At 67.6% G+C, this 21478-nt stretch carries 23 protein-coding genes; 11 read left to right on the top strand and 12 right to left on the bottom strand.

Annotated features, from left to right (window positions below):
* Position 1 precedes the first annotated feature (1 nt).
* The gene (gene hflX / locus BLT81_RS03545) at positions 2-1555 is read right to left on the bottom strand and encodes a GTPase HflX (RefSeq protein ID WP_019192925.1); all 1554 of its coding nucleotides are present in this window, start codon (positions 1553-1555) and stop codon (positions 2-4) included.
* A gap of 147 nt (positions 1556-1702) precedes the next feature.
* On the opposite strand from hflX, the gene BLT81_RS03540 reads away from it, so the two are divergent.
* Together BLT81_RS03540 and BLT81_RS03535 are read left to right on the top strand one after the other, a co-directional pair.
* Positions 1703-2452 carry a hypothetical protein gene (locus BLT81_RS03540; protein WP_083337245.1) on the top strand — a complete coding sequence of 250 codons (750 nt, stop codon included), beginning with the start codon at positions 1703-1705 and terminating at the stop codon, positions 2450-2452.
* 23 nt (positions 2453-2475) lie between these two features.
* On the top strand, positions 2476-2991 hold the full coding sequence (locus BLT81_RS03535) for a hypothetical protein (RefSeq protein ID WP_081582801.1): 516 nt from the start codon (positions 2476-2478) through the stop codon (positions 2989-2991).
* On the opposite strand, the gene dapF is transcribed toward BLT81_RS03535, so the two are convergent.
* Genes dapF through BLT81_RS03520 form a run of 3 tightly spaced genes read right to left on the bottom strand, consistent with a single transcriptional unit; the run spans position 2988 to position 5331 of the window.
* Positions 2988-3827 carry a diaminopimelate epimerase gene (dapF, locus tag BLT81_RS03530; protein ID WP_019192926.1) on the bottom strand — a complete coding sequence of 280 codons (840 nt, stop codon included), beginning with the start codon at positions 3825-3827 and terminating at the stop codon, positions 2988-2990. The genes BLT81_RS03535 and dapF overlap by 4 nt on opposite strands.
* Positions 3824-4726, bottom strand: a complete 903-nt coding sequence (miaA, locus tag BLT81_RS03525; protein WP_019192927.1) for a tRNA (adenosine(37)-N6)-dimethylallyltransferase MiaA — start codon at positions 4724-4726, stop codon at positions 3824-3826. The genes dapF and miaA overlap by 4 nt, the downstream gene beginning before the upstream one ends.
* Positions 4723-5331 (bottom strand): hypothetical protein, encoded by a 609-nt coding sequence (locus BLT81_RS03520; RefSeq protein WP_019192928.1) that lies wholly within the window; start codon positions 5329-5331, stop codon positions 4723-4725. The genes miaA and BLT81_RS03520 overlap by 4 nt, the downstream gene beginning before the upstream one ends.
* A gap of 170 nt (positions 5332-5501) precedes the next feature.
* Between BLT81_RS03520 and BLT81_RS03515 the strand changes: the two genes are divergently transcribed.
* Together BLT81_RS03515 and BLT81_RS03510 are read left to right on the top strand one after the other, a co-directional pair.
* Positions 5502-6860, top strand: coding sequence for a DUF349 domain-containing protein (locus BLT81_RS03515; RefSeq protein WP_019192929.1), 1359 nt, complete (start codon positions 5502-5504; stop codon positions 6858-6860).
* Between the two features lies 1 nt (position 6861).
* Entirely contained in the window at positions 6862-7890 is a 1029-nt protein-coding gene (locus BLT81_RS03510) for a GNAT family N-acetyltransferase (RefSeq protein WP_019192930.1), read from the top strand.
* Positions 7891-7908: 18 nt separating this feature from the next.
* On the opposite strand, the gene BLT81_RS03505 is transcribed toward BLT81_RS03510, so the two are convergent.
* The 3 genes from BLT81_RS03505 to miaB form a co-directional block, all read right to left on the bottom strand.
* Positions 7909-9195, bottom strand: coding sequence for a metallophosphoesterase family protein (locus tag BLT81_RS03505; protein ID WP_019192931.1), 1287 nt, complete (start codon positions 9193-9195; stop codon positions 7909-7911).
* Positions 9196-9311: 116 nt separating this feature from the next.
* A complete protein-coding gene (locus tag BLT81_RS03500; RefSeq protein ID WP_040420733.1) occupies positions 9312-9947 on the bottom strand; it encodes an Rv2732c family membrane protein in 636 nt (211 codons plus the stop codon).
* 81 nt (positions 9948-10028) lie between these two features.
* The gene (gene miaB / locus BLT81_RS03495) at positions 10029-11573 is read right to left on the bottom strand and encodes a tRNA (N6-isopentenyl adenosine(37)-C2)-methylthiotransferase MiaB (protein WP_019192933.1); all 1545 of its coding nucleotides are present in this window, start codon (positions 11571-11573) and stop codon (positions 10029-10031) included.
* Between the two features lie 201 nt (positions 11574-11774).
* On the opposite strand from miaB, the gene gluA reads away from it, so the two are divergent.
* The 4 genes from gluA (at position 11775) to BLT81_RS03475 (ending at position 15155) form a co-directional block, all read left to right on the top strand.
* Positions 11775-12503 carry a glutamate ABC transporter ATP-binding protein GluA gene (gene gluA, locus BLT81_RS03490; protein WP_019192934.1) on the top strand — a complete coding sequence of 243 codons (729 nt, stop codon included), beginning with the start codon at positions 11775-11777 and terminating at the stop codon, positions 12501-12503.
* Between the two features lie 56 nt (positions 12504-12559).
* Positions 12560-13429 carry a glutamate ABC transporter substrate-binding protein gene (locus BLT81_RS03485; protein WP_019192935.1) on the top strand — a complete coding sequence of 290 codons (870 nt, stop codon included), beginning with the start codon at positions 12560-12562 and terminating at the stop codon, positions 13427-13429.
* Positions 13430-13512: 83 nt separating this feature from the next.
* On the top strand, positions 13513-14199 hold the full coding sequence (locus BLT81_RS03480; protein WP_019192936.1) for an amino acid ABC transporter permease: 687 nt from the start codon (positions 13513-13515) through the stop codon (positions 14197-14199).
* Entirely contained in the window at positions 14199-15155 is a 957-nt protein-coding gene (locus BLT81_RS03475; protein WP_019192937.1) for an amino acid ABC transporter permease, read from the top strand. The genes BLT81_RS03480 and BLT81_RS03475 overlap by 1 nt, the downstream gene beginning before the upstream one ends.
* Here BLT81_RS03475 and BLT81_RS03470 read toward each other — a convergent pair.
* From BLT81_RS03470 to BLT81_RS03455, 4 genes are all read right to left on the bottom strand, one after another.
* Positions 15110-15961, bottom strand: coding sequence for a lysoplasmalogenase family protein (locus tag BLT81_RS03470; RefSeq protein ID WP_019192938.1), 852 nt, complete (start codon positions 15959-15961; stop codon positions 15110-15112). The two genes, BLT81_RS03475 and BLT81_RS03470, sit on opposite strands and share 46 nt — an antisense overlap.
* 416 nt (positions 15962-16377) lie before the next feature.
* Positions 16378-16980, bottom strand: a complete 603-nt coding sequence (gene recX, locus BLT81_RS03465; protein ID WP_019192939.1) for a recombination regulator RecX — start codon at positions 16978-16980, stop codon at positions 16378-16380.
* 5 nt (positions 16981-16985) lie between these two features.
* A complete protein-coding gene (recA, locus tag BLT81_RS03460) occupies positions 16986-18122 on the bottom strand; it encodes a recombinase RecA (RefSeq protein WP_019192940.1) in 1137 nt (378 codons plus the stop codon).
* 188 nt (positions 18123-18310) lie between these two features.
* Positions 18311-18526, bottom strand: coding sequence for a DUF3046 domain-containing protein (locus BLT81_RS03455; protein ID WP_040420738.1), 216 nt, complete (start codon positions 18524-18526; stop codon positions 18311-18313).
* An 88-nt stretch (positions 18527-18614) separates the two neighbouring features.
* On the opposite strand from BLT81_RS03455, the gene BLT81_RS03450 reads away from it, so the two are divergent.
* The 3 genes from BLT81_RS03450 to BLT81_RS03440 are packed head-to-tail and all read left to right on the top strand — an operon-like array spanning position 18615 to position 20516.
* Entirely contained in the window at positions 18615-19211 is a 597-nt protein-coding gene (locus BLT81_RS03450) for a biotin transporter BioY (protein WP_019192942.1), read from the top strand.
* A 1-nt stretch (position 19212) separates the two neighbouring features.
* Positions 19213-19905, top strand: coding sequence for an energy-coupling factor ABC transporter ATP-binding protein (locus BLT81_RS03445; protein ID WP_019192943.1), 693 nt, complete (start codon positions 19213-19215; stop codon positions 19903-19905).
* Entirely contained in the window at positions 19902-20516 is a 615-nt protein-coding gene (locus BLT81_RS03440) for an energy-coupling factor transporter transmembrane component T family protein (RefSeq protein ID WP_019192944.1), read from the top strand. The genes BLT81_RS03445 and BLT81_RS03440 overlap by 4 nt, the downstream gene beginning before the upstream one ends.
* A gap of 63 nt (positions 20517-20579) precedes the next feature.
* On the opposite strand, the gene BLT81_RS03435 is transcribed toward BLT81_RS03440, so the two are convergent.
* Positions 20580-21419: a PspA/IM30 family protein gene (locus BLT81_RS03435; protein ID WP_019192945.1), complete on the bottom strand. Its 840-nt coding sequence runs from the start codon at positions 21417-21419 to the stop codon at positions 20580-20582.
* Between the last annotated feature and the right edge of the window lie 59 nt (positions 21420-21478).

Raw genomic sequence — 21478 nt, 5'->3', positions numbered from 1 at the left:
GCTAGCGCACGACGAACTCGGCGTACTGGTCGGCGATGATGCGCGGGAGTCGGACGTCGATAAGCGTGCCCGTCGAGTCGTAGGACTCGGAGCGCACCGTGCCCTGCTCGTGGAGGCGGCTGATGATGTCGCCGCGGGTGAAGGGGACGCGCAGCTGGACGTGGGCCTCGACCGAATTGAGGAACATCTCGATCTTGGCCTCCAGCTCCGAAATACCCTCGCCGGTCAGAGCGGAGACGAACACGACGTCGTGGCCGGAACGGTCGAAGGTGTGGCGCAGCTCCGCCAGCACCACCGGATCGGCCTGATCCACCTTGTTCACCACGATGATCTCCGGCGGGATGGTCTCCCCGGTATCGCGGGTCACGTCGGCCAGCACCGTGTTGACGGCCTCGACCTGCTTCAGCGGGAAGGGGTCCGAACCGTCGACGACGTGCAGCAAAAGGTCGGCGTTGGTGACCTCCTCGAGCGTGGACTTGAACGCCTCGACGAGCTGAGTCGGCAGGTGGCGCACGAAGCCGACGGTGTCGGTGAGCACCACGCTGCGCCCGTCCGCGAGCTGGGCGCGCCGCGTCGAGGGGTCCAGGGTAGCAAAAAGGGCGTCCTCGACGAGCACGCCGGCGTTGGTCATCGCGTTGATCAGCGAGGACTTCCCGGCGTTGGTGTAGCCGGCGATGGCGATCTTCGGCGTGGTCGAGCGCTGGCGACGCGCGCGCTTAATCTCGCGGGCGGTCTTCATGTCACGCAGCTCGTGGCGCAACTTGGCCATGTCCGTTCGCAGGCGACGGCGGTCCGCCTCGATGCGGGTCTCACCGGGCCCGCGCAGGCCCACGCCGCCGTTGGAGCCGGCGCGGCCGCCAGCCTGGCGCGACAGCTGGCCACCCCAGCCGCGGGTGCGGGTGTAGAGGTACTCCATCTGCGCGAGGCTGACCTGCGCCTTGCCCTCGCGGCTCTTCGCGTGCTGGGCGAAAATATCGAGGATAAGCATTGTGCGGTCGATGACCTTGGTGTTCAGCGCTTCCTCGAGAGCCACCATCTGGCCGGGCGATAGCTCGCCGTCGAAGATGACGGTGTCAGCGCCCGAGGCGGTGACGATGCCCTTGAGCTCCTTCACCTTGCCGGAGCCGATGTAGGTGCCGGGGTCGGGCCGGTCGCGCTTCTGGTACAGCAGGTCGATCACGCGCGCGCCCGCGGTCTCGGCGAGCGCCGCGAGCTCGTTCATCGTGGCCTCGACCTCGGCGGTGGTTCCCTCTGTCCACACTCCCACCAGGATGACCTGCTCGAGGCGGAGCTTTCGGTACTCAACCTCGTAGCCGTCTTGGGTGTCTTCGGAGCGCACCTCGGTCTCGCGCGAAACCCGGCGCAGCGAGTTGCGCTCCTCCAGGTCAAGGGCGCCGACCGTCGGCTCGCCCGCACGCTGGCGGGAGGCGGGTTGCGGGGCGTTGTGGCGGAAGGCCTGCTTCAGCAGTTCGTCGTGGCTCGCCTCATCCGGGGCCGGGCGATACACAGCCGAGTTAGAACGGGCGGGCGTGGAGGGGAAGGAAGATTGAGTCATTAAGTCCTTAGTTTACGGTTCTTTTCGGCCCGAGAGTGTGACGCTGGGCCGCGGAGTCGTGTCGTACAACGCGTTTCGGGCCGTACTTCTTCCCATTCTTCTTCCTATTCTTCGTCCCGGCTTCCCCCGCGACTAAGGTGAGTGGGCATGAGCGACACAGTGATCACCGACCTGCCCAGCATCGGTCTGGGCTTCAGCAGGTGGCAGGACGCGGTCGAGGCCGCCATCGCGTCGGACCGCCTTCGGGTAACCGGGGAGGTCCGCGGCGGCCAACTCATCCAATATGCCGACCCGTCCGGCGCCCAGCTGAACATCCTCGCCGTCGAGCCCTTCGCCACCTTCGCGGGCTTCGCGGCTGACACGCGCACCTACGCGCACATCAGCATGCTCAACGACGTCGTTGCCCTCGCCGACATTATCGACCCGCACGGCAACACCATCGCCTCCGTCACCGTGAACCTCGCTCAGGGTCCGCTGCTTGTCGACGGCCCCACCCTCACCTGGCAGGAGCTCGGCGTGACCGCCCTCGGCCTCGACGTGACCCGGTACCCCAGCGTTGACGACTACCTCGCCCAGACCGGCGAGACGCTCGGCGAGGTCCGCTCCCCCGGTGCCGAGGCCGTCTCTACCGGCGCCGCCGTCTCCCCCGACGCCGCCGCGCACTTCTCCGCGCGCGTGCTCGACGCCGAGTACCGCACGAGCGAGCTGACCGGAGAGCGCTTCATCCACGTCTCCGTCGACGGCGCCTTCCCCTTCGAGGTCTGTCTGCCCGACGGCGACCTTCCCGCGCGCAACAGCGTCATCGCCGGAACCGCCGAGCTCACCGGGTCCATCCCCGCCCCCGCGGGCGGGGGGTGCGGCGGCTGCGGGGATGCCTGCGGCTGCGGAGGCCACTAGCCGCTTCACCGGGAGGCCGTGAGATGGATTCGTCCCAGAGAGACCTGATGCGAGCGCTGGGCATCGGCGTTCTCATCGCCGTCTGCCTCGTCCTCGTCATCGCGCTGCGCGGCCCCGGCATCCTTCTGTCCGTGGTGGTCCTCACCGGCGGGCTCGTCTACATGCGGCGGGCGCTGTCCGACCCTGAGGCGGCCTCCCTCCGGGCCTCGCTCACCATCGCGCGCGACGACATCGCGGACGTCCTCGCGCAGTACGACACGCTGCTGCACGGGGCCACCCCGGACGCCATCGCCGATCGCACCTTCTATTTCCCCGCTCTCGCCGACCCCGGGTGCGAGAACCCGGTCATCCAGGATTTCCAGCTCCGCGCCGCCTCGGCCCAGCGATTCATCGCGCGTATCGACGCCCGATTGGCCTCCGGCGACCTCGACCGCGCTCAGCTCGAGCGACTCATCGCCATCGCCGACGAGCGCGTCCTAGAGCTCGCCGCGTCGTGGCGCGACGCGCGACGCGCCGCCCGCGAGCTCGGGCCCTCCTAACTCCGAGAGGGGGTCAACGCGGCGAGGTCGACCTCGCCGCGCGCGACGATGCGCGACGGGCCAGTCATCACCGCCGCGCCGTTGTTGATGTCGACCCGCAGCGCCCCGCCGGGCACATGGACCTTGACGGTGCCGTTTTCAATCCCGGCGTCGGCAAGCGCGGCGCGCGCGGCGGCGACGGTGCCGGTGCCGCACGAGCGTGTCTCCCCGACTCCACGCTCCCACACCCGCATGTGCACATCTCCGTCTGTCAGCTCAGTGAGGATCTCCACGTTGACTCCAGCGGGGAAGAAATCCGCGTCGTAGGCGGGGCTGGTGAGCTCCAGCTCGGCGAGCTGCGCGGCGTCGAGGCCGGGGATGACGGCGGCGAGGTGGGGGTTGCCCACGTCGACGCCAAGGCCGGCGAAGTCAAAGGCCCCCATCCGGGCGGTGGACACGCCCGTCACGTTCACCGGCCCCATCTCGACGCGCACGTTCGCCGCCCCCGGCGAGTGGTCGAGCACCGCGATCGCACGGACCCCGGCGCGGGTGCCCACCTCGAACTCGTCGCGGTCGACGAGGCCGTGCGCGCGCAGTACGTGGGCGAAGACGCGCACCCCGTTGCCGCACATCTCGGCGACCGAGCCGTCGGAGTTGCGGTAATCCATGAACCAGCGGCCGTCGCGGCGCACGACACGCAGCAGGCCGTCGCCTCCGACGCCGGCGCGGCGGTCGCACAAGCCAGCGACCACCCCGGCGTCCAGATCGAGGGAGTCCTCGGGGTCGAGAATGACCACGAAGTCGTTTTCGGTGCCGTGGCCTTTCAGGAATGAAACTGTTGTCGTTCCGTCAATCACGCCAGCGATTCTAGCGCGCGCCCCACGAGGTCGGGCTCGGCCGCCGGCAGCCACGTGATGCGCCCGTCCCGGTTGAACCAGGACCGCTGGCGGCGCACGTAGCGGCGCGTACCCAACACCGTCTGCTCGAGCGCTTCGGTGCGCGAGATCTCCCCCCGCAACATCGCGAGGACCTGGGCGTAACCGATTGCCCGGCCGGCGGTCGAATCCGCCGTGAGCCCCACGCCGATCAGCCCCTCGACCTCTTCGACCAGGCCGCGGGAGAACATGAGCTCGGCGCGGCGCTCAATCCGGGGGTTGAGCCACTCGGGCTCGGTGCGCAGCCCGAGGATGCGCGTTCCCCAGCGCGGCGGCTGATCCTTCGGCGGCTGCGACGCCTGGAACGGTTTGCCGGTCAGCTCGATGACCTCGAGCGCCCGAACGGTGCGGCGCGGGTCCTTGTCCTCGATGACGGCGGCGGCCTGGGGGTCGACCGTTGCGAGGTGCGCGTGGAGGGCGTCGACGCCGATGTCCGCCAGCCGCGCCTCCCAGCGGGCGCGAACGGCTGGGTCGGTGGGAGGGAAGCTCCAGGCGTCGATCAGCGACTGCACGTAGAGCATCGAGCCGCCGACGAGGATGGGGACCGAACCGCGCGCGGCGATGGCCCCGACCGTCTCGACCGCGCGGGCCTGGTACTCGGCGACCGACGCCGTGTGCGTGACGGGCCAGATGTCGAGGAGGTGGTGCGGGATGCCGCCGCGCTCCTCGGGGGCGAGCTTCGCTGTACCGATGTCCATGCCCCGGTACAGCTGCATGGAGTCGACGTTGACGATCTCCCCGCCGAGCTCGCGCGCCAACGCAATGCCCAGGTCCGACTTGCCGGAGGCTGTGGGGCCGACGACGGCGATGGGGGCGATCACGCGCGCACCTCCCACAGGGCCACGTAAGCACCGACGCCGAGAGAGTCGTCCGCGTCGACGAGCTCGGCTTCCACGACGTCGAGCGCGGCGAGCTCTCCCCACAGCTCCGGCTCGGCCACTCCGCGCTCGGCGCTCGTGGCGACGTCAATTTTCCCGCCCCCGGCGAGAAACTCCAGCGTCTCCTCGTGTAGCTCGCGGGCCCCGGGGACAAGCGAGAGCGGGGCGCGGGGGGTGAGGCCAGCGGAACCGTCGACCACCACGACGGTCAGGGCGTCGGGGGTGAGCGGAGCAATGTGCGCGCGGGACTCAGAGACGGCGATGCCCGGGCCCAGCGCGTAACGGGCCACCAGCTCGGGCAAGTAGCGTCCCGCGCCGACGCTGACGTGCGGGGCGCCCCATGCGGCGAAGGAACCCGCGTGTTCGGTGCGCCACGCCGCGGAGCGGCTGCCCACGATCTCGGCGGCGGTCAGGCCGCAGGCGCGCACGGTCTCGGCCGCGGTTGCCCGCACGGCGCCGAGGAGGCGCCGCCCGGGCTCGTGGGCGGGGGCGAGCTCGGTCACGAGGGCGGGCGCGCCGGGCATGATGAGCAGGCGGGGGTGTGTCACGGCCCTAACCCTAGTGGCCCGGCTGGGCCACCGAAAACAGGGCTATATACCTGACACGGGGCGCTGCCGGTCGGTAATATCTGGCACACATGCGGGCGTCCATCAGGGCGCCCGGACAGGCAGCCGTGTCGCGCGGCACCGCACCAGCAAGGCCCGAAAGGAACCAGACCATGACTCAGACCCCGAAACCGGGTTCCACCCCGAAGCCCTCCCCGGCGGCGATGGCGCGACGCGCCGCGAAGCCGGGGAAACCGGGCTCGGTCGATGAGCAGCGCAGCACCCCGTCCCCGGTTCCCGCCGCGGCCCCGCCCGCCTCGGACCCAACGGCGTTCGGGCGCGTCGCGGAGGACGGCACCGTCTACGTCACCCGCGGCGGTGTGGAGCGAGAGATCGGCTCCTGGCAAGCGGGTACCCCGGAAGAGGGCGTGGCGCACTACGCCCAGCGCTTCGACGACCTCGCCACGGAGGTCGGTCTCCTCGAGTCCCGTCTGGCGGCGCACCCGGAGGACGCCGCCCAGTTGCGCGAACAAGCGCAGGGCCTCAAGGACTCGCTGGACACCCAGGCCGTCATCGGGGACCTCGACGCGCTCGAGCAGCGCCTGAACGGGGTCATCGACCATTCTGTCGAAGCAGCCGAGCACGCGAAAGAGGCTAAGGCGCAGCGCCGCGCCCGGGCGATCGCCCGCAAGGAAGAGCTCGCGGCGGAGGCGGAAGACCTCGCGGAAAACTCCACGGAATGGAAGAAGGCGGGCGACCGCATCCGTGCGATCCTTGACGAATGGCGCACCATCCGTGGCATCGACCGCGCGACTGACGACGTCCTGTGGAAGCGCTACTCCCGTGCCCGCGACGCCTTCAACCGCCGCCGCGGCTCCCACTTTGCCGAGCTGGACCGCAACCGCGCCGCGGCCCGCAAGACAAAGGAAGAGCTTGTCGCGCGCGCCGAGGCGCTGCAGGATTCCACCAACTGGAACGACACCGCCCGCGCCTTCCGCGACCTGATGAAGGAGTGGAAGGCCGCCGGCCGCGCCCCGCGCGAGGTGGACGACAAGCTGTGGGAGCAGTTCCGCGCCGCCCAAGACCACTTCTTCGCCGCGCGCAACGCCGTCAACGCCGAGCGCGACCGCGAGTTCGAGGCCAACGCCGCGGCGAAGGACGCGCTCATCGCGGAGTACGACGGCCTGATCACCCCCGACAAGGGCCTGGGCGCGGCGAAGTCGAAGCTGCGCGAGCTGCAAGACAAGTGGGACGAGATCGGCTTCGTCCCCCGCTCTAAAGTACGCGAGTACGAGGACAAGATCGGGGCGTTGGAAAAGCGTGTCGCCGACGCCGAAGAGTCTCGGTGGCGCGCCTCCGACCCGGCGGCACAGGACAAGGTCAACCAGTTCCAGGTAAAGGCCGACGACCTGACGCGCCAGGCCGAGGCCGCCGAAGCACAGGGGGCGAGCGCGAAGGCAGCGGAGCTGCGCGCCAGCGCCGCGCAGTGGCAGGAGTTCGCGGACGTGGCTGCAAAGGCGGTCAACAGCTAGCGTGCTGCACCCGCTGATCGTCGGCCGCCCCGGCACCCCCGACGCCGAGGCGGCCATCGCGTCCTACGTCTTCTCCGCAACGCTCGCTATCCAGGACATCACGGGGCTCGCCGCCTCCGGGGTGAGCGCCCCGCACGTCTCCAAGCGGCTCGAAGGCTCCGCCGAGTCGCAGTCCATGCTCTTTGCGCTCAGTTCGCGCCCCGCCCCGCGCCCGCTCGGCGAGCTCGGCTACCCCGTCGTCGGCCCCGACGACGCCCTTGATGTCGAGGCCTGGGTCTTCGTCTCGCTGCCGCTGCTCGAAGATCTCTCCATCATCGAAGCGCACGTTACCCTCGACGCCTCCATCGCACCTCTGCCTGGCGAGCCCATCCCGGCCCAGCCGTGGCACTCCGCCCTTTCGCTTGTCGACGCCCTGTCGACCGCCCTGTCCCGACCCACCCGTCACGTGTGGGTCACCGGCGCCGCCCCCGCAGCGCTGCCCGAGCGCGGTTACGCCGCCGCCTTCACAGAAACCCAAGCGGTCCTCGCCGTCCCCGCGTGCTCGGGCCCGACCGATGTCGTCCACGACATGGACGTCTCCCCCGCCGACCGCCACGGCCTTCAGCACGTACTCACCTCCTCGTCGCGCGATTACCCACGCGGCGGCCTCGTCATGGACACCGTCGCGTGGGATGACGCGCGGCTGGGCTCCGCCGCCGCGCGCCTGCTCGACCGCGGCGGCGCCCAAGTGACGGCGCTCGCGAGGGACGCGCAGGGGCAGGTCGTGGGCATGGCCGAAATCGTGCACTACTCCTCCGACTCAGAGCACCTGTGCGAGCTGGGGCTCGTCTACGTCCTGCCCGGGCACCGGCGCACAGGCCACGCGGCGCGGATGCTGCGCTCGGCTTTCGCCGCCGCCCGCGAACGCTGGCCCGCGGTGGACACGGCCTACGTGTCCTACCCTGCTAACGACCCGGCGGCCGAGGCCCTCGCGGGCGCGCTGGGCGCGCGCGAAGTGTCCTCGACGACCGCGTGGCAGCGCCTCGAGTAAGGCAGCGAGGCGAGACGCCTACGCGCGGGGTAGCGTGACGTACTCCGGCAGCGCCGCGGGGGCGTCGATAGGCATCTTGGCGGGGCGCATGTCCAGCCCGAAGTCTTTGGCGAAGACGAGGCGCGTCGACTCATAGACGCGGTCGGAGGCCTCGTTCAGGTCGAACACGCGCGCGCCGCGGAGGGTGTGCTGCAACCGGGTGCCGTCGGCAAGGCCGTACGGGGCGAACCCCGTCCCCGGGCAGTACCCCAGCTCAACCCCGAAGTAGTCGCCCGCATAGGTGTTGATGTGGTCGTGGCCGCAGTAGATTCCCAGCACGTCACCCCGGTCGCGCACGGCCGCGTAGATACCGGAGTTGAACGCGCCGTAATAGACGTCCTCGTTTTTCACCCCATCAATCCGGAAAGCGTCCCTCGCCTTGATGTGGTTGATCTCGGCGTGGTTGGCGGGCCCGCCGTACCACATGTCGCGGTGCTCGTAGGTGGGGATGTGGAAGTACATCAATCCCGGGATCTTCCTCCCGAAACGCTGCTCGGCGTCCCGCGACGCCGCGAGGTACCACTCGATCTGCGCCGGGCGGATGTAGTCGTAGTGTGGCACGTCGTCGTTTCCCTGCACGGGGTCGGCTTCCGGCAGGTAGTTGCCGGAGTCCAGGAGCCAGATCGCGAACTTTGCGACGTCTTTCTCACGCGAACCGGCGATCAGCAGCTGCGCGTCCGAGTGCCCGTAGGGACGCTCGCCCGCCGGCGGGTTGAGGTTATGCCGGTATTGGCGCACAAAATCAGCCATGTGGCGCTCGTACACGCCCGTTCCCGCCTCCTCCACGGAGTCCTCATCGTGGTTGCCGAACGTGATCGCCCACGCGATGCCGCGGGTCTCCATGGGCATCACCACGTTGTTGAGTGCCTGGTACACCTGCTCCGGGGTCGTCGGCCCGCCGGTAATCACGTCACCGTTGATCAGCGCGAAATCCGGGGTCTCCTGATCAAGCACCTTTTCCATGAACGCGATGGTCCGCTGATCGGTCAGGTGATCGTCTTGCGTGTCGTTGAACTGCACGATTCGGAACCGGCCGTCGGCGTTGAACGACAGTGGGAAGCCGGCGGGCTGGGCTGCTCCCCCACGCTGGGAGCCCAGCCCGGGCAGCGACGACAGCGACGATTGGGACGACAGGGACGATTGGGCCGAGGCGGTCTGAGCGAAACCCGCCAGGGCGGCGGCCGCTGCCGCCGCCCCGCCGCCGCGCAACACGGCGCGGCGCGACAGGGATCGGCGGTTGTTGTCGCGTGGTTGATCTGCGGTCATAGGGGTCCTTTCCGAGTGCGAGGGTGCCCTGCGCGGCACCGCAACGACGCTAGCGACCCCACGTTGCCGTGAAGCGACGCCCACGTGAACTTCGCCGGTCGACCTCGCCGACGACGCTACTCGTCCAGTCGGCGGTGGCGTTCGGCGGCGCGCGCCCGGCGGTCGTCGATAAGCAGCGGGTTCTCTCGCCCCGTGGACACCCCGGCCTCGCGCTGGGCCGCAGCGACCTCGTCGAGCTCCTCGGACGCTGCGCGACGGGCGGCGGCCTCGGCCTGCTGGGCGCTGCGGCCCACGACCACTGGGATGTAGGCGAACACGGCGACCGCGACCGCCACGATGGCGAGGTAGATGCCGGTGCCGTGGCTGTACTCCTCGGCGATGGTCGCGCTCGTGCGGCGCAGCCAGATCGCCAGCAGCGAGATGAACAACGCCACCGTGGTCACCATCCACCCGGGCGCGGCGATAGCGAAACGGCGCGTGAGCAGCGTCAACGGGGTAAGAACGACAACGCCGAGGACACCCAGCCAGACGAAGATCAGCTCCGTGAGCGTGGCCTGCACCTGCGTCGCGGCGTCCGTGACCGCGAGAAACTGCCAACCGCTGGCCTCGCCCGCGAAGGGCAAAAACAGCGCGATAAGAAAGACCACGGCGCAGGCCAGCAAGACCCAGCGCGATGCCCCGAGGTCAAGGCGCGTCGAGGCATCCTTCTCCTGCGTCGCCAGGTCCCCCGCGTTGTCGGCTGTCGTCGCCATGTCGACCATCTCCTTTGTTGGCTGCGCTGCGGCTCGGGATTCGAACCACCTACCAGCCCTTCCGAGCCTAGATTTTCGCAGCTACCCCCGTGTGGAGCAGCAGGCCGCATCGGCGGCGGGCGCAGCGGCCGGCTTACCGATGCCGGGCAGGCCCAACCCCACCCCGATCGGCGCGGTCGTGGGTACCGTCCCCGCCTCCGAGTTGTCGCCGGCGAGCGTGCGGCGGTGCGCGCGCACCCCGGCGTCCGCGATGAGGTAGTGCGGTTTGGAATCCGTAATCCTTACCGTCACTACGTCGCCCGGCCGCACCGCGCGATCGATCGCGCCCTCGGCGCGGAAATGCACCAGGCGGCCGTCACGCGCGCGACCCGACATGCGCTTGGTCTCGTCGTTCTTGCGACCCCCGCCGGCCTGAACGAGCAGCTCCTGCTCCGTGCCCACCAGCGTCGCGTTCTCCTCGGCGCTGATGCGCTCCTGCAGGGCGAGCAGACGCTCGAAGCGCTCCTGCACGACCTCCTTCGGCAGCTGCTCCTCCATCTCCGCGGCCGGGGTGCCCGGGCGGGGCGAGTACTGGAAAGTAAACGCCGAGGTGAAACGGGCTTTTTCCACCACGTCGAGGGTGGCCTGGAAGTCCTCTTCGGTCTCGCCAGGGAAGCCCACGATGATGTCGGTGGTGATCGCCGCGTGCGGCAGCTTCTCGCGCACCTCCTCCAAAATGCCCAGGAACTTCTTGGAGCGGTAGGACCGGCGCATGTCTTTGAGCACCTTGTCAGAACCGGACTGCAGCGGCATGTGCAGCTGCGGGCACACGTTCGGGGTCTCCGCCATCGCGTCGATGACGTCGGAGGTGAACTCCGCCGGGTGCGGGGAGGTGAAGCGCACGCGCTCCAGGCCCTCGATGTCGCCGCAGGCGCGCAGCAGCTTCGAAAACGCCGAGCGGTCGCGCTCCAGGTCCTCGTCGACGAAGTTTACGCCGTACGCGTTGACGTTCTGGCCTAGCAGGGTGACCTCCGAGACGCCCTGGTCCACGAGTGCTTTCACCTCGGCGAGAATGTCGCCGGGGCGGCGGTCCTGCTCCTTGCCGCGCAGGGAGGGCACGATGCAGAACGTGCAGGTGTTGTTGCAGCCCACCGAGATGGACACCCACCCCGCGTAGGAGGATTCGCGCTTGGCCGGCAGTACTGAGGGGAAGACCTCGAGCGACTCGACGATCTCCACCTGTGCCTCATCGTTGACGCGGGCGCGCTCCAACAGGGCGGGAAGCGCCGAGATGTTGTGGGTACCGAAGACGGCGTCGACCCACGGCGCCTTCTCCACCACCCTGTCGCGGTCCTTCTGCGCCAGGCAGCCGCCGACGGCGATCTGCATGCCCGGGTGGCGGTCCTTCGTGTGCTTGAGCTGGCCCAGCGAACCGTACAGGCGCTGGTCGGCGTTGTCGCGCACCGCGCAGGTGTTGAACACCACGAGGTCGGGGTCCCCGCCCTCCGCGGCGGCGACGTAGCCCGCCTCTTCCAGCAGGCCGGAGAGGCGCTCGGAGTCGTGGACGTTCATCTGGCAGCCGAAGGTGCGCACCTCGTAGGTGCGGGGTTGGGCTGCGGTTTCCTGCGGGGCGAGTTGCTGCGTCACGGTGGGCCAGTCTATCGCTGCGTGCGGCGCGCGCCTAACTGCGGCGCACACGCGCCTCGGTTGTCGCCGTGGCGTGCTGTCTGGCGTCGTCAAGCAGCTGACCTGGCCATGTAGCGGGGCCTATAAATAATCCCGCAAAACCCATGACGTGAGTCACAAACACGTGTAGAAGTAACCGTTATGACACAGGCGTCTGAACCAATGATTCGCATTGACGGCGTGGACAAGTACTTCGGTGAGTTCCACGCGCTGAAAAACATTTCCCTTGACATCCCCCGTGGCCAGGTGGTCGTCGTCCTCGGCCCTTCCGGTTCGGGCAAGTCCACCCTGTGTCGCACGATCAACCGGCTCGAAACCATCGACACTGGAACGATCGAGATCGACGGCAAGCGCCTCCCCGAAGAGGGCAAAGAGCTGGCGAAGCTGCGCGCCGACGTGGGCATGGTGTTCCAACAGTTCAACCTGTTTCCCCACCTGACCATCCGCGACAACATCACCCTCGGCCCGATCAAAGTCCGCAAAATGAGCAAGAGCGAGGCAACGGCCCGGGCGGGCGAGCTGCTCGAGCGCGTCGGCATCGCCAACCAGGCGGACAAGTACCCCGCCCAGCTCTCGGGCGGCCAGCAGCAACGTGTCGCCATCGCGCGAGCGTTGGCGATGAACCCGAAGGTCATGCTTTTCGACGAGCCCACCTCCGCCCTCGACCCAGAAATGGTCGGCGAGGTCCTCGACGTCATGACCGAGCTCGCCCGTTCCGGCATGACGATGCTCGTGGTCACCCACGAGATGGGCTTTGCCCGCAAGGTCGCCGACCGGATCCTCTTCATGGCGGACGGCGAACTCGTCGAAGACTCCGACCCGGAAACCTTCTTCGACTCCCCCTCCTCGGATCGCGCCCGCGACTTCCTGGGCAAGATCCTCCCCCACTAATCCCACCAAGTAAACCTACCGAGCCCATGCGGGCTCTCACCTCAAAGGAGACGACCATGAACCGCACCTTCCGTGCCCCCGCCGCCGCCGCTGCCGCGGCGCTGACCGCCACCACCTTGTCCGCCTGCGGCGGCGACGGCGGCGGCGAGTCCGGCGGCCTGCTCGCCCAGATCGAATCCGGGCAGGTCACCCTGGGAACCAAGTACGACCAGCCCGGTCTCGGCCTGCGCGAAAGCGACGACTCAATGACGGGCCTCGACGTCGACGTGCTGACCTACGTGGTGAATTCCATCGCCGACGACAGGGGCTGGGAGCACCCGGAGATCACGTGGCGCGAGACCCCATCCGCTCAGCGCGAAACACTCATCCAGAACGGCGAGGTCGCCGCGATCGGCGCGACCTACTCCATCAACGCCTCCCGCGCCGAGGCTGTCAGCTTTGGTGGCCCCTACCTGCTGACCCACCAGGCCCTCCTCGTCCGCGCGGACGAGACCGACATCTCGGGTCTGGACGATCTCGACGGCCGCATCCTCTGCTCCGTCACCGGCTCGACGCCGGCCCAGAAGGTCAAGGACGCGCTGCCGGGCGTTCAGCTGCAGGAGTACGACACCTATTCCTCCTGCGTGGAAGCCCTGCGCAACGGCAACGTCGATGCCCTGACCACGGACGCGACCATCCTTGGCGGCTACGCAGCCCAGTCCCCCGGGGATTTCGAGATCGTCGAGCTCGAACAGGACGGCCAGCCCTTCACCAACGAGCACTACGGCATCGGCGTGATGAAGGACGACAACGAGGCGGTCGACGCAATCAACCAGGCTCTTCAGAACATGTACTCCGACGGCTCCTTCCAGGAGTTCGTGGACAAGAACATCGAGGGCGGCGTCGGCGTGTCCGAGGACACTCCGGGTGACCTGTCCTTCCTCTAGAACACACCCCGCGGGGGCTGGGCGCTCGCCCCAGCGCCCGCGCCCCGCGCACATTTCCTCTCTCACTACAAGGAGAACCCGCGATGGACGCCCTCTGGGCCGACCTCTTACCCAACCTCTGGCCAGCGTTTTGGACGACGATCCGCCTGACCATCTACGCCGCGCTCGGATCCATGGTCGTGGGCACCGTCCTCACCGCGATGCGGGTCTCTCCCGTGGGAATTTTGCGCGCGCTGTCAACGGTCTACGTCGAAACCGTCCGCAACACCCCACTGACGCTTGTGATCCTTTTCTGTTCCTTCGGGCTGTACCAAAATCTCGGGTTGCACCTGGCTAGCCGCGAGTCCAGCACGTTCATCGCGGACCAGAACTTCCGCCTCGCGGTGCTCGGCTTCGTCCTCTACACCTCGTGTTTCGTCGCCGAGTCTCTGCGCAGCGGCATCAACACCGTCCACTTCGGCCAAGCAGAAGCGGCGCGCTCTCTCGGGCTCAGCTTCGGCCAGATCTTCTCCCAGATTGTCTTCCCGCAAGCTCTCCGAGCAGCGATCGTGCCCTTGGGCAACGCGCTCATCGCGCTGACGAAGAACACGACGATCGCTTCCGTCATCGGCGTGGCCGAGGCCTCGTTGCTGATGAAGTCCACGATCGAATTCCACGCGAACCACCTCTTCCTCATCTTCGGCATCTTCGCGCTGGGCTTTCTCATCCTGACCCTCCCGATGGGACTCTTCCTCGGGTGGCTTTCTGAACGACTGGCGGTGAAGCGATAATGTCCGTGAACGCAACAGTGCTCTACGACGCCCCCGGCCCCAGGGCTACGCGGCGCAACCTTATTTACACGGTGGTCACCGTGGTCGTGTTCGCCCTCGTGGCCTGGTGGGTGCTGAGCCGCCTCGCCGCCAACGGACAGCTCGCGGCTGAAAAGTGGGCTCCCTTCCTCGAGGCGCAGACGTGGACGACCTACATCCTGCCCGGGCTCGCGGGCACCCTCCAGGCCGCCGTCGTAAGCATCCTGTTCGCCTGCGTATACGGGGTGGTCTTTGGGCTCGGTCGGCTTGCTGACACACGGGTGGTGCGCTGGTTGTGTGCCGCAATCATCGAGTTCTTCCGCGCCATCCCGGTGCTCATGCTCATGATCTTCCTCTACCAGTTCTTCGCGGTGTTCAACATCGTCCCGCCGCGCGGCCTCGCGTTCTGGGCTGTGGTCGTGGCGCTGACTCTCTACAACGGTTCCGTCATCGCCGAGATTCTGCGCGCCGGCATTCGTTCCCTGCCCCGCGGCCAAACCGAGGCCTCGCTGGCTTTGGGGCTTAGCCACTGGCAGACAATGTGGAAGATCCTGCTACCCCAATCGGTCGCCGCAATGCTTCCGGCCCTCATCGCACAGCTCGTTATCGCACTGAAGGACTCGGCTCTGGGCTACCAAATCGGCTATGTCGAGGTCGTGCGCTCCGGCACCCAGGCCGCCGCGGCGAACCAGAACTACATTCCCTCCCTCATCGTCGTCGCCCTGATCATGATCGCGATCAATTACGCTCTGACCGCCCTCGCAACGAGGGTGGAACGGGCCGTGCGTGCAGGGCGCGCGACACGGGGCGCCCGCTCGCGGCGCACCGTTGGGCACCCAGCGCAGACGGTCCAAGCACCGGGCATCAGCGCCGCGGGGCAGGAGCCGGAGCGTCAGGCCGGGTCGCTGGCTAACAGGCCCTCCACCAGCAACAACTGAGCTACGGTGTAGGTATCCATCACGCAGGCATCCAATGCGCGGGCGAGCAGCCCCTCGTCGCCGATCAGCGTACGCAGCACAAGCAACGCGTCCGAGATCAAAAACAGGTTCCCGCCATGGCCTAGCCCGAACGTTGCGTCGGCGCTAGGCAGGCCGTTGCTGTGGACTGTCACGCGCTGAGAGGCGTGGGTAAGCGAGGAATCGTCGGCCAGCACCGAGGTCGTGGCCACCAACAGGCCGTAGCCCGCGGCAGCGGGCACGAATCGCGGCTGAACGAGCCCGACAAGTCCTATCGATCCTGCCCACAGGGGGTAACGCAGCGCGCTTCGCAGCGTGTTGAAGCGAGCGCCCGCGCGCCAGAGCAGCACCTGGTACGCGACATGGTTCACGGCGAAGGGGATGGCGCCGAGGTTCAGGTTCGGCTTTTTCGGCATCAGCACCACATCCCCGATCCAGCCCCCGGCCAGGCCGACGAGCAACGCGCCGGCCGTCAGCGGGGACGTCTCATGGCGGCGGCGGTGCACGTGCACCGCAAGCAGCGGCATAAGCACGGCCTTCGCTGCACGACGCGGCTTCTCCCACCCACACGCAGAGGAAACGACATTGACAGCCGCCGCGGACACATACGCGGCGCGCTCGGGCCGCTTGGCGAGCCCCTTGGCAGAGAACGCCTCCGACATGATTGCCGCCAGCGCACCGGCGCCTTCGTACGAGCGTCGCACGAGATCCGCCTTCAGCTTATCGACGACCTCGCGCGCCGACCCCGGCTGCGCCCCAGCGAACACATGAGGCAGCGAGATGGCCATACACAGCTTTCCCTTCTGTTTTTTTCATTTCTAACAGCCTGTCATCCTACCTGGCCAATGCCCGCTTCCAGTCCAGACCACTCCAGTCCCGCGCGGGAGGCCCGCCGCGCTAGGGACGTCGACGGCGGCCTGGGCCCCGCCAACGCCTGTCTACAGACACCACCCGTCCTCCGCGATCGCGCACCCGAAAACGCCCACCCTTATCGTCGGCAGCCGTGTGTGATGCCGCTCAGACGTGCGAACGAGTGTGCCGTCATCGCCGTGGTGTGAGCTCACCCGAGGGCAATCCCGGCTGCGGCATCACCAGCGGCGGCCGGCGTCACCCGGACCAGTGAACGAGCCTTCCAGCCGCAGCGCTCATGCTTATTGTCTCCCGCCCCACGGCGACAACCCGTGTGCGCAGACGAACCCCGCCGCTACTCCTGCCCCGTCACCTCCGCGATCCGCGCGTCCAACACCTCGCGCCCGAGGGAAAGGCTCATGCTCGAGCTGTAGCCGCGTCGCGCCATCACGCCAACAATGCGGCGCAGCTGCGCGTCGTACTCCGCGCGATCCACCGGGGCGGTGTTCACGGCCCTCGCCTTCTTCTCCGCGACGGCGCGGGCAGCCGCTTCCTCGTCAGCCGGCGAGATCTGGGAAAGCGCATCCCGTCGCACCGCTTCGGCCACGCCTTTCTCGCGCAGCTCCATATCCAGCGCGCGGGCGGATTTGCCCCGACGTGCCGCGCGCTGGCGCACCCACTCGCGGGCAAACGCAGCGTCGTCGAGGAGCCCGGTGCGCTCGAAGTCGTCAAGCACCGCGTCCACCACCTCGGCGTCAAACTCGGCGCGCACAAGCCGGCTCCGCAGCTCCGCTCGGGATCGAGCGCGCTGGTCGAGGAGGCGCAGCGCGCGACTGCGCACCGGAGCGAGCGCCTCCTCCGTCGCGGCGTCGAAGAGGGTGCCGGAGGCTTCGTCGTTTTCGTAAGCCGCGACGGCGGCGCGCAGCTTCTCGAGCGTGTCTGGGTCTGGCTGGGCCACCGCGTTTAGTCAGCGCTCCCCGCGCTCAGGCCCAGTTCCTCGTCGTCCTCGTCGTCGAAGTCGATGTTGGGGACGACGTCAATCGGGTCGTCGCTTAGCTCATCGTTCTTCCCGGCGCTGGCGTACGCCCCGACCTGAAGCTTGCGGAAGATCTTGTCCTCGATCTCGTTCGCAATATCAGGGTTTTCCTTGAGGAAGATGCGGGCCTTCTCCTTGCCCTGCCCCAACTGGTCTCCTTCGTAGGTGATCCAGGAGCCGGACTTTTTCACGATGCCGTTGTCCACGCCCATGTCGATGATCGAGGACTCGCGCGAGATGCCCTCGCCGTACATGATGTCGAACTCGGCGACCTTGAATGGGGGCGAGACCTTGTTCTTCACCACCTTCATGCGGGTGCGGTTCCCGATGGAGTCCTGGCCGTCCTTGAGGGTCTGGATCCGGCGGACGTCGCAACGCACGGAGGCGTAAAACTTCAGCGCCTTACCACCCGTGGTTGTCTCGGGCGAGCCGAACATGACGCCGATCTTCTCGCGCAGCTGGTTGATGAAGATGGCAGTGGTTCCCGAGTTGTACAGCGCGCCCGTCATCTTGCGCAGCGCCTGGGACATCAGGCGGGCTTGGAGGCCCACGTGCGAATCGCCCATCTCGCCTTCGATCTCGGCCTTCGGGGTCAAAGCAGCGACGGAGTCGATGACGATGATGTCAATCGCCCCGGAGCGCACGAGCATGTCGGCGATCTCGAGGGCCTGCTCACCCGTGTCCGGCTGCGCCACGAGCAGGTTGTCGGTGTCCACCCCGAGCTTGTGGGCGTAATCGGGGTCGAGCGCGTGCTCGGCGTCAATGAAGGCGGCGATGCCTCCGTTGCGCTGCGCCGAGGCGATCGCGTGCAGGGCCACGGTCGTCTTACCGGACGACTCTGGGCCGTAGATTTCCACTACGCGTCCGCGCGGCCATCCGCCGATACCGAGCGCGACGTCGATGGCGGTGTTGCCGGAGGAGATCGATTGGATTGGCGGGCGGTTGTCGTCGCCTAGGCGCATGATGGCGCCCTTGCCGAAGTCCTTCTCGATCATCGCGAGCGCAGCATCGAGCGCGTTCTTGCGGTCCCCGCCCGCGGCGGACGCTTTCTTCTTCGTTGCCATAGTTCTCCTCTATCGCATGGTTTCGTGGCGCGCTTTTCATCGCAGGCGGCCCAGGCTTACTTACTTAGACGGATCGCACCGCCCGTACGGTTCCCCGCCAGTGACTGGTGTCAAACATATACCCCTGCCCGACACGGACGCGACACGACACGCAAAATTGTTCGAATACCGCTCGGGCTGCGGTCCATTCACCACCCCGGGCGGTCCACCCCAAGCCTGCGCTCCGCTGGGACATCGAACGCCTCGCACAGCTCAATCCAGGCTTCTCGCGGGTCGATCCCCCGTTCGATGATTTCGGCGGCCGTCGCGTTGTACTTGGGTAGGACCTGCGACTCGGTGACCCAGCGCGCTTTCGCGGGGCCGAATTCATCCTCGACGAGTTGCTCGAATTCGGTCAAACGCATGCCCGCCAATATACGCTGCCTGCGCGAAAACTCATTCCCCACTCCCTCGTTGATCGCAGTTGAACAGCGTTCAGGTAATCTTTCCCGCATGTCTACGAAACACACCCCGTCCAGCACCGTTCGCGCCTCCTCCGCGACAGCCGACCTTGCGTACGTGGCCGTCTTCACAGCCCTCGTGATCGTCCTCGGCTTCGTCGCCATCCCCGTCGGTATTGCTGGCGTGCCCATCCTCCTGCAGAACACCGCGGTCATCCTCGCCGCGCTCATCTTGGGCCCGCGCCGCGGCTTTTACGTCACCGGCCTCTTCCTGCTCATCGGTATGTTCCTGCCCGTCCTTGCCGGCGGCCGCACCACCATTTTCTCCCTCGGCAGCCCGACGGTCGGTTACGTCCTCAGCTACCTCATCGCCGTGCCGGTCGCGGGGTTCATCGCCACCCGCGGCGCCCGCACGTCGAAGGGTGTCGCGACCGCCCTCTTCGCGGTCGCCGGGTTCGTGGGCCTCCTCATCCAGTACGTCATGGGAGCAACCGGCCTCATGGTCCAGACCGGCCTCGGGTTCGGTGAAGCCGCGCAGGCGCAGCTTATCTTCATCCCCACCGACTCCCTCGAGATGATCGTCATGGTCGCCATTGCCGTCGGCGTTCACTCCGCCTTCCCGCAGCTCCTGCGCGCGGAAGCCCGTTAGCGTGCCTGCGATCACGTTCAACAGCGCCGGCGTGAGCTATGAGGGCGTTGAGGTCCTCCGCCCCATCACCCTCGAGCTCAGCGAGCGGCGTATCGGCATCATCGGCTCGAACGGCTCGGGCAAATCTACCCTTGTCCGGCTCATCAACGGCCTCATCGAGCCCACTTCGGGCACAGTGCTTTACGACGGCTTGAGCCCCGCCCAGGACGGCAAGCGGGTGCGCCGGCGGGTGGGGTTCGTCTTCTCCGACGCCGAATCCCAGATCGTCATGCCCCAGGTGGCTGACGACATCGCTTTCTCTTTGCGCCGCTTTAAGCTTCCCCGCGCGGAGGTGTCAAAGCGCGTCAACGCAATGCTTAACCGCTTTCACCTGCGCGACCGCGCCGAGCATTCCCCCCACACGCTCTCCGGCGGGGAGAAACAGCTGCTCGCCCTGGCGGCGGTGCTCGTGATTGAACCGGATACCGTCATCGCCGACGAACCGACGACACTCCTCGACCTGCGCAACCGCCGCCGCATCATCCGCGAGCTGGCCTCGCTCGACCAGCAGGTGATCGTGGTCACCCACGACCTCGAGATGCTGCGCGGTTTCGACCGCGTTTTGTGCCTCGACTCGGGCTCACTCGCCTTCGACGGAGCGCCCGACGCCGCAATCTCCCACTACCTCGAACTCATGGACGAGGCCACGCCATGATCCGCGAGGTACCGCTCGGCGTCTACGTTCCCGGCACGACCCTCCTGCACAGGGCCAGCCCCGCGGCGAAGTTCCTCGCGCTCATCGTTTTCATCGTCGCCGTCACGATCCTCCCGAGCCAGCCCTGGCACACCGCCGCGGCGCTCGCGGCGGTCATGTTCCTCTACGGCCTCGCCCGGATCCCGTGGCGCATCGCGCTCCGGCAATTCGCCCCCGTGCTGCCGTTGCTCCTCATCCTCGGCCTGTACCTGTGGTGGCAAAACGGCGCGCACTCTGCCGCGACGACCACCTTGGGGCTCGTGGCCACCCTGGCGGCGGCGAACCTGTTCACTCTCACGACCGGGATGGAGGAGCTTCTCGAGGCGCTGGAGAAGACCCTCGCGCCCCTCGATCGCGTGGGAGTCCCCGTGGAGACGATCAGCCTCGCCATCGCCCTCACGATCAGGCTCATCCCCTTGATGTTCGCGACCGTCGGCGAGGTCCTTGACGCCCGGAAGGCGCGTGGGGCGGGGTTCTCTCTGGCCGCGTTTGGCACACCCGTCGTCATCCGCTCCATCAAGCGCGCCCGCGACATCGGCGAGGCGCTCATGGCGCGCGGCGCCGCCGACTAGACCCCCAACGTGCACAAAAGGCGCCCCTTGTACGGGGGCGCCCTGTGCTCGTGGTCTGTGTTTTTACTCGCCACGCAGCTCGCGCATGCGCTGTGCAACCGCGTCGTCCGATACCTGCACGGCTTCGCCCGACTGCCCGTCGCTGGACTGGCCCTGCTCGATTGCCGGCTTCGCGCCGGAGCTCAGCTCACCGGCCATCTCCGCGCGGATCTGTTCGAGGCGGCCGTGGCCGGCCATCTGGATGCCCGCCTGCTCCACCTCCGCCATGCGCCCCTGCACGGAGTTCTGTGCCAGCTCGGCCTGGCCAAGGGCGTTCGCGTATCGGCGCTCAATCTTCTCGCGCACCTGGTCGAGGTTGGGGGTGCTCGAGGTCAGGCTGTTCATCGACTGCATGGTCTCGGAGACCTTTTCCTGCATCTTGGCTTGCTCGAGCTGCGACAGAAGCTTGGAGCGCTCGGCGACCTGCTGCTGCAAGTGCGCCGCGTTGCGCTCGACGGCCTGCTTCGCCTGGGCCGCCTGCTGCAGCGCCTGGTCGTGCAGGCTCTTGGTGTCCTCGATGGACTGCTCCGCCGTGACGAGCTGCGCGGCGAACGCCTCGGCCGCGTTCTCGTACTCCTGAGCCTTCTGCGCATCGCCATCGCTGCGGGCCTTGTCGGCGAGCTGCAGGGCCTGGCGCGTATTCGCCTGGAGCTTCTCCACCTCTTCCAGGCGGCGGTTCAGTTGCATCTCCAGCTGGCGCTGATTGCCGATGACGGCCGCCGCCTGCTGAGACAGGGCCTGGTGCTGGCGCTGCGCCTCTCCGATCGCCTGCTCAATCTGGACCTTGGGGTCGGCGTTTTCCTCGATCTTGTTATCGAAGAACGCCATGAGGTAGTTCCAGAACTTGCTAAATGGGTTCGCCATGTCGAGTGTGCAACCTTTCGTGGTGTATTGGCCAATAACCGCCAGACAATCCTAGTTAA

The sequence above is a fragment of the Corynebacterium timonense genome (genome assembly GCF_900105305.1).
Taxonomy (GTDB): domain Bacteria; phylum Actinomycetota; class Actinomycetes; order Mycobacteriales; family Mycobacteriaceae; genus Corynebacterium; species Corynebacterium timonense.
This window is presented reverse-complemented; position numbering and strand designations above follow the sequence as displayed.

Coding starts and splice junctions, on each gene's coding strand:
- hflX (WP_019192925.1), bottom strand. CDS start 1,555: ATGACTCAATCTTCCTTCCCCTCCACGCCCGCCCGTTCTAACTCGGCT.
- BLT81_RS03540 (WP_083337245.1), top strand. CDS start 1,703: ATGAGCGACACAGTGATCACCGACCTGCCCAGCATCGGTCTGGGCTTC.
- BLT81_RS03535 (WP_081582801.1), top strand. CDS start 2,476: ATGGATTCGTCCCAGAGAGACCTGATGCGAGCGCTGGGCATCGGCGTT.
- BLT81_RS03515 (WP_019192929.1), top strand. CDS start 5,502: ATGACTCAGACCCCGAAACCGGGTTCCACCCCGAAGCCCTCCCCGGCG.
- BLT81_RS03505 (WP_019192931.1), bottom strand. CDS start 9,195: ATGACCGCAGATCAACCACGCGACAACAACCGCCGATCCCTGTCGCGC.
- BLT81_RS03500 (WP_040420733.1), bottom strand. CDS start 9,947: ATGGCGACGACAGCCGACAACGCGGGGGACCTGGCGACGCAGGAGAAG.
- gluA (WP_019192934.1), top strand. CDS start 11,775: ATGATTCGCATTGACGGCGTGGACAAGTACTTCGGTGAGTTCCACGCG.
- BLT81_RS03485 (WP_019192935.1), top strand. CDS start 12,560: ATGAACCGCACCTTCCGTGCCCCCGCCGCCGCCGCTGCCGCGGCGCTG.
- BLT81_RS03480 (WP_019192936.1), top strand. CDS start 13,513: ATGGACGCCCTCTGGGCCGACCTCTTACCCAACCTCTGGCCAGCGTTT.
- BLT81_RS03475 (WP_019192937.1), top strand. CDS start 14,199: ATGTCCGTGAACGCAACAGTGCTCTACGACGCCCCCGGCCCCAGGGCT.
- BLT81_RS03470 (WP_019192938.1), bottom strand. CDS start 15,961: ATGGCCATCTCGCTGCCTCATGTGTTCGCTGGGGCGCAGCCGGGGTCG.
- recA (WP_019192940.1), bottom strand. CDS start 18,122: ATGGCAACGAAGAAGAAAGCGTCCGCCGCGGGCGGGGACCGCAAGAAC.
- BLT81_RS03455 (WP_040420738.1), bottom strand. CDS start 18,526: ATGCGTTTGACCGAATTCGAGCAACTCGTCGAGGATGAATTCGGCCCC.
- BLT81_RS03450 (WP_019192942.1), top strand. CDS start 18,615: ATGTCTACGAAACACACCCCGTCCAGCACCGTTCGCGCCTCCTCCGCG.
- BLT81_RS03440 (WP_019192944.1), top strand. CDS start 19,902: ATGATCCGCGAGGTACCGCTCGGCGTCTACGTTCCCGGCACGACCCTC.
- BLT81_RS03435 (WP_019192945.1), bottom strand. CDS start 21,419: ATGGCGAACCCATTTAGCAAGTTCTGGAACTACCTCATGGCGTTCTTC.